Source organism: uncultured Shewanella sp., assembly GCF_947497935.1.
GTDB lineage: Bacteria > Pseudomonadota > Gammaproteobacteria > Enterobacterales > Shewanellaceae > Shewanella.
In genome coordinates this window covers 140,111-153,372 of the sequence record NZ_CANMIO010000009.1, presented here as the reverse complement: position 1 = coordinate 153,372, position 13,262 = coordinate 140,111, and the positions used below count along the sequence as shown (strand labels likewise).

The 13,262-nt window shown below is 44.7% G+C and carries 13 protein-coding genes; 6 read left to right on the top strand and 7 right to left on the bottom strand.

Features of this window, described 5'->3' with window-relative positions; genetic code table 11:
- The first annotated feature begins 5 nt into the window (after positions 1-5).
- Positions 6-2,264, top strand: coding sequence for an ATP-dependent Clp protease ATP-binding subunit ClpA (clpA, locus tag Q1A86_RS12500; protein WP_299807000.1), 2,259 nt, complete (start codon positions 6-8; stop codon positions 2,262-2,264).
- A gap of 144 nt (positions 2,265-2,408) precedes the next feature.
- Here the strand turns inward: clpA and infA are convergent, their stop codons facing one another.
- The 3 genes from infA to aat all read right to left on the bottom strand — a co-directional run bounded on the left by infA (position 2,409) and on the right by aat (position 4,167).
- Positions 2,409-2,627 (bottom strand): translation initiation factor IF-1, encoded by a 219-nt coding sequence (gene infA, locus Q1A86_RS12495; protein WP_026959988.1) that lies wholly within the window; start codon positions 2,625-2,627, stop codon positions 2,409-2,411.
- A 114-nt stretch (positions 2,628-2,741) separates the two neighbouring features.
- Entirely contained in the window at positions 2,742-3,500 is a 759-nt protein-coding gene (locus Q1A86_RS12490) for an arginyltransferase (protein WP_299806995.1), read from the bottom strand.
- Positions 3,457-4,167, bottom strand: a complete 711-nt coding sequence (aat, locus tag Q1A86_RS12485) for a leucyl/phenylalanyl-tRNA--protein transferase (RefSeq protein ID WP_299806993.1) — start codon at positions 4,165-4,167, stop codon at positions 3,457-3,459. The genes Q1A86_RS12490 and aat overlap by 44 nt, the downstream gene beginning before the upstream one ends.
- 105 nt (positions 4,168-4,272) lie before the next feature.
- Here aat and Q1A86_RS12480 point away from each other — a divergent pair, with 105 nt between their 5' ends.
- Positions 4,273-4,698: a glycine zipper 2TM domain-containing protein gene (locus tag Q1A86_RS12480; protein ID WP_299807069.1), complete on the top strand. Its 426-nt coding sequence runs from the start codon at positions 4,273-4,275 to the stop codon at positions 4,696-4,698.
- A gap of 175 nt (positions 4,699-4,873) precedes the next feature.
- Here the strand turns inward: Q1A86_RS12480 and Q1A86_RS12475 are convergent, their stop codons facing one another.
- Positions 4,874-6,241, bottom strand: coding sequence for a PLP-dependent aminotransferase family protein (locus Q1A86_RS12475; RefSeq protein WP_299806991.1), 1,368 nt, complete (start codon positions 6,239-6,241; stop codon positions 4,874-4,876).
- A gap of 161 nt (positions 6,242-6,402) precedes the next feature.
- On the opposite strand from Q1A86_RS12475, the gene Q1A86_RS12470 reads away from it, so the two are divergent.
- Positions 6,403-7,008, top strand: coding sequence for a LysE family translocator (locus tag Q1A86_RS12470; RefSeq protein WP_299806989.1), 606 nt, complete (start codon positions 6,403-6,405; stop codon positions 7,006-7,008).
- Positions 7,009-7,063: 55 nt separating this feature from the next.
- On the opposite strand, the gene Q1A86_RS12465 is transcribed toward Q1A86_RS12470, so the two are convergent.
- Positions 7,064-7,783 carry a glutathione S-transferase gene (locus Q1A86_RS12465; protein ID WP_299806987.1) on the bottom strand — a complete coding sequence of 240 codons (720 nt, stop codon included), beginning with the start codon at positions 7,781-7,783 and terminating at the stop codon, positions 7,064-7,066.
- A gap of 284 nt (positions 7,784-8,067) precedes the next feature.
- Between Q1A86_RS12465 and Q1A86_RS12460 the strand changes: the two genes are divergently transcribed.
- The 3 genes from Q1A86_RS12460 to Q1A86_RS12450 all read left to right on the top strand — a co-directional run bounded on the left by Q1A86_RS12460 (position 8,068) and on the right by Q1A86_RS12450 (position 11,146).
- Positions 8,068-9,051: a rhodanese-related sulfurtransferase gene (locus Q1A86_RS12460; RefSeq protein ID WP_299806985.1), complete on the top strand. Its 984-nt coding sequence runs from the start codon at positions 8,068-8,070 to the stop codon at positions 9,049-9,051.
- A gap of 158 nt (positions 9,052-9,209) precedes the next feature.
- A complete protein-coding gene (gene yegD / locus Q1A86_RS12455) occupies positions 9,210-10,577 on the top strand; it encodes a molecular chaperone (RefSeq protein ID WP_299806983.1) in 1,368 nt (455 codons plus the stop codon).
- Positions 10,578-10,651: 74 nt separating this feature from the next.
- Positions 10,652-11,146 carry a CreA family protein gene (locus Q1A86_RS12450; RefSeq protein ID WP_299806981.1) on the top strand — a complete coding sequence of 165 codons (495 nt, stop codon included), beginning with the start codon at positions 10,652-10,654 and terminating at the stop codon, positions 11,144-11,146.
- A 134-nt stretch (positions 11,147-11,280) separates the two neighbouring features.
- Here the strand turns inward: Q1A86_RS12450 and Q1A86_RS12445 are convergent, their stop codons facing one another.
- Positions 11,281-11,853 carry a type II secretion system protein gene (locus Q1A86_RS12445; RefSeq protein WP_299806979.1) on the bottom strand — a complete coding sequence of 191 codons (573 nt, stop codon included), beginning with the start codon at positions 11,851-11,853 and terminating at the stop codon, positions 11,281-11,283.
- 145 nt (positions 11,854-11,998) lie between these two features.
- Complete coding sequence (locus Q1A86_RS12440) at positions 11,999-13,177, bottom strand: cystathionine beta-lyase (RefSeq protein ID WP_299806977.1); 1,179 nt, start codon at positions 13,175-13,177, stop codon at positions 11,999-12,001.
- Positions 13,178-13,262 lie beyond the last annotated feature (85 nt).

Below are 13,262 nucleotides of genomic sequence, written 5' to 3'. Positions count from 1 at the left end.
TGCTTATGTTAAATAAAGATCTTGAAGTCACCTTAAATCTGGCTTTTCAGCAAGCCAGAGATGCCCGTCATGAGTACATGACCGTTGAGCATCTATTGTTGGCATTAATCGATAATCCAGCCGCACAAGAGGCGTTAGTTGCTTGCGGAGCAAATTTAGAGAAATTGAGAAATGAAGTCTCTAGCTTCATTCAACAAACCACGCCAATTATTTCAGATCCTGAAGAAGAGAAAGAGACGCAGCCGACACTCGGTTTTCAACGCGTTCTGCAAAGAGCCGTATTTCATGTGCAGTCATCAGGCCGCAATGAGGTTACTGGTGCCAACGTCTTAGTCGCCATTTTCAGTGAGCAAGAGTCTCAAGCGGTTTACCTACTTCGAACTGGCGATGTCACTCGTTTAGATGTGGTTAATTATATCTCCCATGGTTTTTCGAAAAACGATATCGATACCGATCCAGACCAAAGCCGTATCGAAGATCAAACAGAGAGCGAAGAAGAACGTAGTATCTTGTCTCAGTTTACCGCTAACCTAAATGAGTTAGCCAAAAATGGCAGTATTGACCCGCTTATTGGTCGCAGCGAAGAGATTGAACGCTCGATTCAAATTCTTTGCCGTCGCCGTAAGAACAACCCACTGCTAGTGGGTGAGGCTGGAGTGGGTAAAACCGCAATTGCCGAGGGTTTAGCTTATCGTATCGTTAAAGAAGAAGTGCCTGAAGTGATGAGTGAAGCGACGGTTTACTCGCTCGACTTAGGTGCCTTGCTTGCGGGTACCAAGTACCGTGGTGACTTTGAGAAGCGCTTTAAAGGCTTACTCAAAGAGCTAGCTAATGACGAACATGCGATTTTATTTATCGATGAGATCCATACCATTATTGGTGCAGGTTCAGCTTCTGGTGGTGTCATGGACGCCTCTAACTTACTTAAGCCGTTGCTGTCAGGTGGTAAGTTACGCTGCATGGGCTCGACCACGTTCCAAGAGTACCAAAGTATTTTTGAGAAGGACCGAGCATTAGCACGTCGCTTCCAGAAAGTGGATATTAATGAGCCATCGGTTGCTGAGACCACGAAGATTTTACAAGGTCTTAAGTCAAAGTATGAAGAGCACCATAATGTGCGTTATACCATGGCGGCATTGAGCGTAGCGGCAAGGTTATCTGATAAGCATATCAACGATAGACACTTGCCCGATAAAGCCATCGATGTGATTGATGAGGCGGGCGCGCGCATGGCGATGCAGCCCGCGAGCAAACGTAAGAAGACGATTGGACAAGCGGAGATCGAGTCGATCATTGCCAAGATGGCGCGTATTCCAGAGAAGTCCGTATCGAGCTCTGACAAGGATATGCTTAAAAATCTTGAGCGCAACCTTAAGATGGTGGTGTTTGGCCAAGACCAGGCGATAGAGGGGCTTAGCTCGGCCATTCGTTTGTCTCGAAGTGGTTTAGGTGGTGAAAACAAACCTGTTGGTAGCTTCTTGTTTGCGGGTCCAACTGGTGTGGGTAAAACAGAGGTCACCAGTCAGCTTGCTAAATGCTTAAGCTTGAACCTAGTCCGATTCGATATGTCGGAATATATGGAAAGTCATACCGTGTCACGTCTGATTGGTGCACCTCCTGGTTATGTTGGCTATGATCAAGGTGGCTTGTTAACCGATGCTGTGATTAAGAATCCACATTGTGTGGTGCTGCTCGATGAGATTGAGAAAGCGCACCCTGATGTGTATAACTTGCTTTTGCAGGTGATGGACCACGGTACCTTGACCGATAATAATGGCCGTAAAGCTGACTTTAGGCATGTCACCCTAGTGATGACGACTAACGCCGGTGTACAAGAAACCATTCGTAAGTCGATAGGCTTTAAGCAGCAAGATCATACTCAAGATGCTCTATCGGAAATCAATAAGGTGTTCTCACCTGAATTCCGTAACCGACTCGACTCGATTATCTGGTTCAATCATCTCGATATGACAGTTATCGCTAAAGTTGTTGATAAGTTCTTAGTTGAGCTACAAGCGCAGCTTGATGATAAGTCAGTGACGCTGGAAGTCAGCGATGAAGCTAGAACATTACTTGCAGAGAAAGGCTACGATAAGTCGATGGGCGCACGCCCAATGGCGCGAGTGGTTACTGAGCTTATCAAGCGGCCTTTAGCCGATGAGATCTTATTTGGTGAGTTAGAGAAGGGCGGTATTGCCCGAGTCGACGCCAAGGGTGATGATATTGTGATCACCACTGAGTCTCTCGAGAAAGTCACTCACTAGCTTGACCGTAAGGGCCAATGAGCAGCGATATCTATTTGTTGTTTATTGGCCCAACTAAGGCTTTAAGGTGATACAGGGGTATATTAGAGACAAGAAAAAGCCGGCATAGCCGGCTTTTTGATATACGTTATATAGGCTAATAACTTAGCGTGCGCGGAAGACGATGCGTCCTTTGCTCAAATCGTAAGGTGTCAACTGAACCGTTACCTTGTCACCCGTTAGAATACGGATGTAGTTTTTACGCATTTTTCCTGAAATGTGCGCCGTAACGACATGCCCATTTTCAAGTTCTACACGAAACATTGTATTTGGCAAGGTTTCAAGGATTGTGCCTTGCATTTCAATGTTGTCTTCTTTCGCCATTAATCAGTTATCCTGTTAGCCTTCAAATAATAAAAACGGGCATATCATGCCGCAAAATCACGCTACTGTAAAGCAAAGTTATCCATATCAACCTAGCCACAGCCCCGTTGTACCTCAATCTGCTATGTTTTTAATCGCAATCTGAGAAACCCAACCTGATTGGGTCAAAATTTGGTGGGGGCGATAGTCGCGTTTATAATTCATTTTTCTTGATTCATCAATCTGATAGCCGAGATATAAATATCTTTTCTTCATCATCTTAGTAATCTGGGTTTGCAGCAAAATAAGTAAACTTCCTAACGAACGCTTTTCTAGTTCTGGCGCAAAATAGCTATAGATGGCCGATAAACTATGAGGGAGGACATCAGTAACGGCAACGCCTACTAGCTCTTCACCCTGTCTTAGCTCAATAAACAAAGGTTGTATCCAGCTCGCCGTGGCAAAACTGTCGTATTGCTCTGGGGTTGCTGGGTACATGGGACCGTCACCATGCCGGGTATTGACGTAACGCTCGTAAAGCTCATATTGCTGCGGCGTTTTATGGTCAACAATTTTCCAGTTCAGGTCCTGATTTTTCTTTAACGTTCTCTTCTGCCTTTTGGAGAGCGTAAATTCGTCCATATCCAGCCTAATAGGGAGGCAAGCATTGCACTGGGGACATTGGGGCTTGTAGATCATACTGCCGCTACGACGAAACCCAAGTGCAAGCAGTTGCTCGAATAGGCCGATATCAATAACGTCTTCTTGCAAAACCATCAATTGTTCTTGTTGATCGTCTAGATAACTACAAGGGAAGGTCTTGGTTCTACCGACCGTGACGGGTCTAGATTTAGAGTTCAATGGGTACCTCGGATTTGCGCCAGCTATCAGCATTCACTGTACCGTCCCTGAGGTGAGCTAATAGCCTGAGAAAATCATCACGCTTAATGGATTTAGCACCAAGACTGTCTAAGTGGGGATTGACCACTTGAGCGTCTATCAGCTTAAAGCCACAACGCTGTAAATGTTGCTGTAATACGATCATAGCAGCTTTAGAGGCGTTCGTTGTACGATGAAACATAGATTCGCCGCAAAAAACTTGCCCAATAGCTAAACCGTAAAGGCCGCCGATTAACTTATCGCCCTGCCAAACTTCGAGAGAGTGAGCGTGGCCTTGGTGATGTAAAGACAAATAGGCTTGTTGGATTTCATTTGAGATCCAAGTTCCATCTTGACCCGCTCTCGGCTCGGCGCAGCCCGCGGTGACCGCGACGAAGTCATGGTTAATGGTATAAGTCCAGTTCTGTTTTTTAAGGTACTTAACCAAGCTGCGGCTGATTTTCATATTGCCGGGCACAAACACTGCACGGGGATCCGGAGACCACCACAGAATAGGGTCATCGAGATTAAACCAAGGAAAAATACCGTTGTAATAAGCATTTAGTAGGCGTTCTGGTTGAAGGTCTCCACCAACGGCTAACAAGCCATTTGGCTCAGTTAAGGCTTGCTCTGGCGGCGGGAAAGCTTGCTGCGCGTGATTTAAATAGGACAGTGAGTTCACAATTGAGTAAGATTAATAAATATACTTATCCTTAAAGTTAGCGGAAAAAGTCTTATGTTGAAACATCATCTTACTGTTTTCACTGTTATCTGTTTATTTTTTGGTATGCAGAGTGCTTTTGCGACTCCCTATGATCGCAATCAGGCAGTGCCTGTCGAGAAAGTGGAGTTCGGTCAAGTCGTCTCAGTGCGCAATATTACTCAAAAGCAACTGGTTGAAGATCGTAATACCGGTTGGAAAACCTTTGGTGGTGCACTGATTGGTGGTGTCATTGGTCATCAATTTGGTGGCGGTTCAGGCCAAGATGTAGCAACGGTTTTAGGCGCTTTATTGGGGGCAAGAGTCGGAAATACCTACGGGGATAGCTCCTATTATCAAGAGTTAAAGCTAGTGGAAATGATGATCGCCTTAGATACTGGCGAGCAGGTGATGGTGATCCAGGATTTAGATCCCGGTATGATCTTCAATGTTAACGATGACGTAAGGGTCGTTTACCTACAAGGATTTGTTAGGGTCGATAGACAGATGTAGTCATTCCTTGACCTAGACTCTTGTAACAAATGAAAGCCGCTAAGTTAGCGGCTTTTTTGTGTATTTTTATAGGGTTGATATTTGATTTGGTTTTTATCTTGCCATGATTTTGTTTGGCATTATTTCAGCGTACGCTCGGTTAATTGCAAATTCAGACCTATGGCTAAAAACTCTTTTATACAACAGAGTAGGCCGATTGACTGAGTTCAGTTATGCAGGTCTCGATAATGCTAAGTTGCTCTATAAAATGCTTGTCGTCATGGGTATCACCGATACTGATGCGGATACAATTATCATGATTATTAAAATCATCACCATTTCGAATGAGAATACCCTTCTGTGCTAAGGCGGTGACTACATGATGAGACTTTAGCGGCGCTTTGAGCTGTAACCAGCCATTTAGCCCCCGCCAGTTTTGTGTAAGCTTGAGTCGCTGCCCCATAGCAACTCCTAACTTTTGCCTATTAGCTATCAGCTGCTCCCTTTGCCCCATAAAATCGTTATTGTTGATTATCGTGCAAGCAAGCTCGGTATTTAAAGGAGAGACCATCCAACACTGGCTATATATCGCTTGTTTCACTAGGCCAATCAGCCTACTAGGGATGAGCATAAAGCCTTGTCTTAATCCACCACAGAACATTTTAGATAAGCTAGACAGATAAATAACACACTGCTCTTGCTCATTCTTAGCGCTTTGCTGATCGAGTGACCACATAGGCGAGTGCCATTCATTAGGAAGGCAGTAATTAACATCATCTTCGATGATCACCACTCGGTGTTTTCTGGCTAAATCAACAATGCTTTGACGTTGTGTATCGCTGTATTGAATACAGGTTGGATTTTGATTGTTTGGTGTCAAGTACAGCATTTTAGCTTGGTACTGGGTCAGTTTGTCGGCTAAATCTGTTAAGTCTAGCCCTTCAGGTGTCAATGAAACCGCTACCGTCTTGAGCCCAAGCTGCCCCGCCGCAACATGAATGCCTGGATAGCAGCTGGACTCACAGAGTAGCGTTTCCCCCGCCTGCATCAAACCGTTAAGGATTGAGAAAATACCTTGTTGAGCACCATGGCAAAATACAATTTGTTCGCTCGATTGCGGGATATGACGTCTTTGTAGCCATTGACTGAATTTAAGCTGGTGTTCGCGAAGGGGCTCGGCATGGTATTGCATCAACTGGTGCAGACGTAGCGGTGTTTTTGCTAGTTGGTTGAGCGCATCGCTTAAAAGGGCAGTTTGATTGGTAAAAGGTTGTTGGCAGGTCGCAAAATCAGCCCCTTGAGCGACAGCTTGGTAATCACTGGTTTTTACATAAGTCCCCGCACCAACTTTAGCCTGCACATATCCACGTTGTTCAAGTAACGCATAAGCTCGGGTGACGGTGCCGACAGTGATAGCTAATTTGTCAGCAAGCAACCTTTGGGGAGGAAGCTTACTGTTTGGCATAAGTTCACCGCTTTTTATGGCATCTTCCACCGCTTGTGCGAGGCGAGAATACTTAGCACCTGTATAGCTGTCTAAGTTCGGACTCCAAATTGTACCCATGACAATAAAACCATTGTGTTCGACTTTGTAATCGTTATTATGCGGATCTTAGCTGTTTTGTGTCAATAATTGTACGCATACAATTATATGTTTCTTTAAAGGCGCTCTAAAGAAACCATTAAATAGTGAGTATCAATTTTAGGTAAAGTCGAGGTAAGGCAATGGATGGGTTATGGGCAATAATGATTTCAGCGGCAATATTTTGTGCAACCATGACGATGACTCCTGGTCCAAACAATATATTACTGACGATGTCGGGTGCTAACTTTGGTGTTAGGCGCACCCTGCCACATATTGTCGGGATCCGTGTTGGTCAGACACTGTTACATATCGCAATTCTTCTTGGGTTAGGTAGTATGTTTGAGGCTTGGCCTGCTATGCATCAAATACTGAGGGGAGCTTCTATAGCCTATCTGTTGTTTCTTGCTTATCGCGTCATCAGCACGCCAGTTGATAATGAACTAACAGTCATTGAGCGCCAGCCGATGACCATGAGAGAGTCTGCATTGTTTCAGTGGATCAACCCAAAATCCTGGCTCGCTACCATTACGCTTTGTACCGCTTTTACCGTCTCGGGTGACAGTTATTGGCTCAGCGCTATTATGGGAGTAATGGTATTTAATATTGTTGGTTTCCCTGCATCGTTTACCTGGGTGATTTTAGGCGCGAGGATCAGTAATAAGCTCAATACCCCAGCTAGACGAAAAAAGTTTAACTGGAGTATGGGTGGACTCTTGTTAGTGACGATTCCTATGGTGATCCATTGATGGTGTAATCAAAACTGCGAGTTATTGCGCTGCCATCTTGTATAGAGCGTTAGCTCTAATGGTGCTCGTCAATGAAGTGTGCAAGTCCAAACTCAACGCTCTCACCACTCTCAAGCCAAGTCGGGTATTTTTTCATGATCGAGGCGAACTCAGCACTTTCGATATGATCTTTTAGCCAGCGTTGTACATTAGGGTAGGCGCTATTATCAAACCAAGCGCTATCTACTGAGGCAAACTGGCGGACAAACGGATAGATGGCGTAATCGGCAATGCTTGGCTCACTTCCGAGCAACTGAGGGCTTATTGAAGGATCAGCTCCTTGTGTCGTAGCTTGTTTAGCTACTTGTCTAGACAGTAAGCTCTCAAGCTGGCCAATAAATACTTCTCCCTGCTGGCGATAATATTGCTCACTATTGTCTGGATGCCTATCGGCGTACTTATACTTATCTAACCAAGGCTTGAATTGATTGTCGTTGGCGTGAATAAGCGCCTGAGCGTTTTCTTGTTGCTGTGGATTATCGCTAAGTAACAGATTGTGAGGATCATTGTTCATTAAAGCCCAGCACATGATCTCTATACTCTCTTCAATCACACTCCCATCTTGCAAAATAAGCACAGGCACAGTGCCTTTTGGTGAGGCTTCGAGCATGGAATCTGGCTTATGTTTAAGCACTATCTCTCTAAGGCTAACGCTTTGGCCTGATAATAAAATACCGAGCCTTGCGCGCATGGCATAGGGACAACGTCTGAAAGAATAGAGTGTAGGCAGAGACATATAGTGATCTTGATTAACTTTGTGATGCCGCTATTTTCAACGCTTAATTGTTAAATAACAATCATTAATATTAATTCTATGGCGAGTATTTGTGAGTTTTTCTGTCAACCTAATAGCCTATTGCTGAGTAACCCTACTTTTTGTCCCTGTTTGTATTTGTGTGATCCATGTAGACTTTGTGCTCGATTTTGTCTGGTCGGGCGTGTTTTGTCTGCCAGCGTTAAGCCTATTCGCATTAATCGCACTGAAGATTAAGCTTCAGCTAGCTGTAAAAAGGGAAAGAGATGTCAAAAGTTGTTGTTTGTGCCATGTATAAGTTTGTCACTTTGGCTGAATTTGAAAAATTACAGGCTCCGTTACTAAAAGTAATGGAAGCATCAGGCGTAAAAGGCTCATTACTTATAGCGCAAGAAGGCATTAACGGTACCGTCGCCGGCTCACAATCAGCTATCGATGAATTATTAGCTTGGTTAGCGGCCCAGCCAGGACTCGATAACATTGTCTATAAACTTTCGTTCGATGATGAAATGCCGTTTTACCGAACTAAGGTAAAACTGAAGAAAGAAATTGTCACCATGGGAGTCGAAGGCATAGATCCTAAAAAGGTGGTTGGTACCTATGTTAAGCCAAAAGACTGGAATAAACTGATTTCCGATCCTGAAGTTCTGCTCGTCGATACCCGTAACGATTATGAAGTGCAAATTGGTACCTTTAAAGATGCACTAGACCCAAAAACAAAGACATTTCGGGAGTTTCCTGAATACGTGAAGCAAAGCCTAGATCCTGCCAAGCATAAAAAAGTCGCTATGTTTTGTACCGGTGGCATACGTTGTGAAAAATCAACGGCTTATTTGAAAGAACAGGGGTTTGAGGATGTTTACCATCTTGAAGGCGGGATCTTAAAGTATCTAGAAGAGGTCAAGCAGGAAGAGAGCCTATGGCAGGGCGAGTGTTTTGTATTTGATAACCGCGTCGCCGTTGACCATAACTTAGAAAAAGGCCAGTACGCTCAGTGTAATGCCTGTCGTATGCCGATAACCGCAGATGAAATGGCGTCAGATGCCTTTATTCAAGGGGTCAGTTGTCCCCACTGCATTGATAACATCAGTGAAAAACAGCGTCAACGCTTTATAGAACGTGAGCGCCAAGTACAGCTGTCTAAGCAACGCGGTGAGGCCCATATTGGTAGTGATGTGAGTCAAGTGATACAGACGCGCAGAGCCAAGAAAGATCAGCTTAAAAAGGCGCAGCACGACAAAAGTGAATAAGCTTTTGTAATAGCCAATAGAGACGATGGCTTAACGCGTTAGGATACACATCATTAAAGGCAGCCTAGGGCTGCTTTTTTTATTTGTAAAAGGCACTTTTTACTGGCGTCTGACTGTGCTATTTTGCACGGCTTTTTTACGCTTTAAAGGATAAGGGAATGTTTGTAGGTTTTGACTACGGTAGTGCAAACTGCGCTATTGGTGTGGTAGAAGGCGGTGATGTGCGCTTGGTACCCTTATCTGGTGACTCTAAGTATTTAAGTTCAACGCTGTATGCGATGGATAGAGAGTTAATTGCCGAGGCAGTATTAAATCAGTTACCGCAAGAGCAAAAAGTGGAGTACGCACGAGCGCGCGCCGCTCAGTTAAGTCGAGCGCAAGCGGCGCGTCGTGATCTGGATTTACTGCCTAATGAGCAGGCGGTATTTGTGGGCGAGCAGGCTATCGAAGCCTATTTAGATATGCCTGACGAAGGGTTTTATGTACGCTCTCCGAAATCTTTCCTTGGCGCAACCGGGCTAAGAGAGAGTCAAATAGCGCTATTTGAAGATATCGTTACCTTAATGATGATGCATATTAAGAAACTGGCAGAAAGCAACTTTTCAGCCGCGCAGAAGATCACCCATGCGGTTATTGGCCGTCCGGTTAACTTCCAAGGCATAGGTGGTGAGCAGAGCAATCAGCAGGCTGAGGCCATTTTGTCTCTTGCTGCTAGTCGTGCAGGCTTTACCGAAGTCGATTTCTTATTTGAGCCTCTCGCTGCGGGTATGGACTATGAAGCTTCATTAGATGAAAACGTTACTGTGCTGGTGGTAGATGTCGGCGGCGGTACGACTGACTGCTCTATGGTGAAAATGGGGCCAAACCATATCGATAACCGTGACCGCAGTGCCGACTTTTTAGGCCACAGTGGTCAACGTATCGGTGGTAATGATCTAGATATCGCTCTGTCTATGGCTTCATTTATGCCACATCTTGGTCTTGGTAGCCTTATGGTTAACCAATTGCCAGTGCCAAGCAAACCCTTTTGGAACGCGGTTGCAGTCAACGACATTAGTGCACAGCGAGACTTTAGCGCCTTGGCATCGAAGAAGTTAATTGAAGACTTAATCAAAGATGCGCAAAAGCCTGAGCTTATTCAGCGCCTACTTAAAGTTCAAAAAGAGCAGTTAGGTTATAAATTGGTGCGCAGCGCAGAACAGAGTAAGATTGCACTGTCTAGCGATGCAAGCGTTGATATGGAGCTGGAATATATTCACGCAGGATTACATGCTAGGGTGAGCGAGGAAGACTTTGAAAGCGCTATCACCATACCGCTATCAAAAGTTGAAGCTTTGATGCGAGAAGCCCTTGAGCAAGCTGGTGTGATGCCTGATCGTATTTATGTGACTGGCGGTACGGCGAGAAGTCCGGCGATCTATAAACGCATCTCAGGTTTGTTCCCTGAGATCCCAATCGTTGTTGGCGATCACTTCGGTAGTGTGACAGCGGGTTTAACCCGTTGGGCGCAAAGAGTGTTTGCTTAAGCGTCTTTTATTTAAAAAATTGTGATTTAAACATTTTAATCTTATTTTTGGCTCAATACCTTAAGGAAATGGATATGACAGGGTTCACTAGAAAGCGAGTTTTAGGCGTTGGCTTATCTATACTGCTTGCACTAGGTCTTAGTGGTTGTGGCGATGATGTGGGGAAAGTGAGCTTAGGCCTATTTACCACCAAGGATGTGATTATTGATGCTAGGCACGACCCTAAAATACCGGGTGTGACGTGTCATATTAGCCGTATTGAAGCTGATTTAAGCCTTGCTGACCCATCGGATATGAGTATCTCTTGTCGTCAAACCGGGCCTATTACCGCGGCTGAAATCGCTAATATCGATAAGAGTAAAAATGGTGAGGTGGTATTCAAGGAGTCCTTAAGTATTTTGTTTAAGTCACTTAAAGTCCGCCGAATTTACGATGCTAAAAACCAAACATTACTGTATCTGTCTTATTCGACTAAAGAGACCAATGGTAGCCATAAACATGCGCTCTCGACAGTGCCACTCTATGGCACGCAGGCATGGATAGCGGGTGGGGCAGTTAATAGCCACTAAGTCTGTTAACTCAAAAGCTTGTTGACTCACTTTAGCTTTAAATAAGCCAAGCTTTGGACTATTAGAAAATAAAAAGGGCGAATAATATTCGCCCTTTTTGCTATGCGTTTTACTGGTTCGTTATTTGTTAACCGTTAGTCGCTAATCAGCGCTGTAGCACTGCCTGCAACGGAGTCGTAAACAATTTTGATATCGGCTTGCTGGCGACCTTTAGGATCACCAAGTGTACGCAATACATAGGTGCATTGAGTCTGTCCATCAGGATTAACGTCGGCCTGATGACGATAGGCTTGAAAATCGCTAACAGAATTTGCATTTGAAAGTGACACCGAAGCGGGTTCCTGTTGCAGTGTATTCCACAGATCAACACAGCCTTGCTCACCTTTACCGATATTTTTAGGCTGAGCCATAGGGTTATTTTTATTTATGCCTAATGGGTAGCCATAGCTATTCATATCCAGTTTTCCGCCAGCAAAATCGGCAAGATCGTTTAAATCACCGCTGCCTGCAACAAGTTGCCACTTTGTGTGGGAAAATGTCAGAGATTGTTCTAATGCCGCAGCGATCCCTTTAACCCGAGCAATTTCAGCATCGCGTTTTAAGTCGATATATTTGGCCGCCGCAATGACGGCTAAAATACCAAGTACAATGATCACAGTGACAAGTTCGATTAAGGTGAAGCCTTTGGAGGCTGTGACGCGCTGCATTGAAAACATTCTCTAGAGTATGAGGGACGTTTTCAATAATAGAGTATTTAGACTAATAGCTGAAACAAAAGGTTCTTACTGATATAAATAAGACAAGCCGACATTTTGTCGGCTTGTTTGACTATAGCTTATAAATGCATCTGGATTAACGATTCAACACTTGATTGTAACGCTCAAACGCCGCATCGAGATCGGCAATTAAGTCATCGACATTTTCAAGACCAATGTGCAATCTGATGAGTGGCTTACTGCTGTCCCACTGAGTTGCAGTGCGCAGCTTGTCGATGCCGAATACACCTAAGATCAGGCTTTCATAGCCCCCCCAAGAGAAGCCCATTTTAAAGTGCTGCATATTTTCAACAAATGCGGTAACCGATCTAACATCGCCTTGTTTCAGCACAAATGAGAACAAACCGTTTGAGGCACTAAAGTCGCGTTTAAAGAATTCATGACCCGGGCAAGACTCAAAAGCGGGGTGACGGAGATGATCGACTTCTGCTCTGCTATTTAACCAGTTAGCTATCTTAAGCGCATTTTGCTCATGCTGGGCTAAACGAATGCCTAAGGTTCTCAGGCCGCGACTAGCAAGGTAAACATCATCGGGAGAAGTACACTGGCCAAGCAGATAGCTATGCTCTCTGAGTTGTTCCCAATGCTTTTTATTGGCTGTGGCGGTTCCCATCATCACATCTGAGTGGCCGACAATGTACTTTGTCGCCGCTTGGATAGAGATATCGACGCCCATATCAAATGGACGAGAGTTAATCGGTGACGCCCAGGTATTGTCGAGCATGACTACGATATCGTGCTGGTGGGCGATACGACTCAGGGTAGGAACATCTTGCACTTCCATGGTGATAGAGCCTGGGGACTCTAAAAATAACACCTTAGTGTTTGGTTGAATTAACGCCTCGATGCCATCACCTATCATAGGATCGTAATAAGTGGTTTCGATACCGTAGCCTGCTAGCAACTTATCACACAAGTCGCGGGTTGGTTCGTAGGCACTATCGACCATTAATAGGTGATCACCTGATTTTAAGAAAGACAGTAGGCTGTTGCTGATAGCGGCACTACCCGATGGATATAAGGCCGTACCCACACCGCCTTCTAGCTCGGCGATAGCAGCTTGAAAAGCAAAGTGAGTTGGTCCGCCTCGGCGGCCATAGAACATCTCGCCATTTGCCTTGTTTTTGGCGGCAAAGCGCATATCTTCAATGGTATCGAATACCATGGTTGAAGCGCGGTAAACCGGAGGGTTAATTACCCCTTGAGTCCATTTTTTATCGCGGCCAAGACTGATTATTTGGGTCTCTTTTTTCATAGGGCGAATTCCATCAGTTTTAATTTTTAGCCATCTTAACATCTAAACGGCCAAAATGAAGTGTCTATCACAACAAGTGTTTATC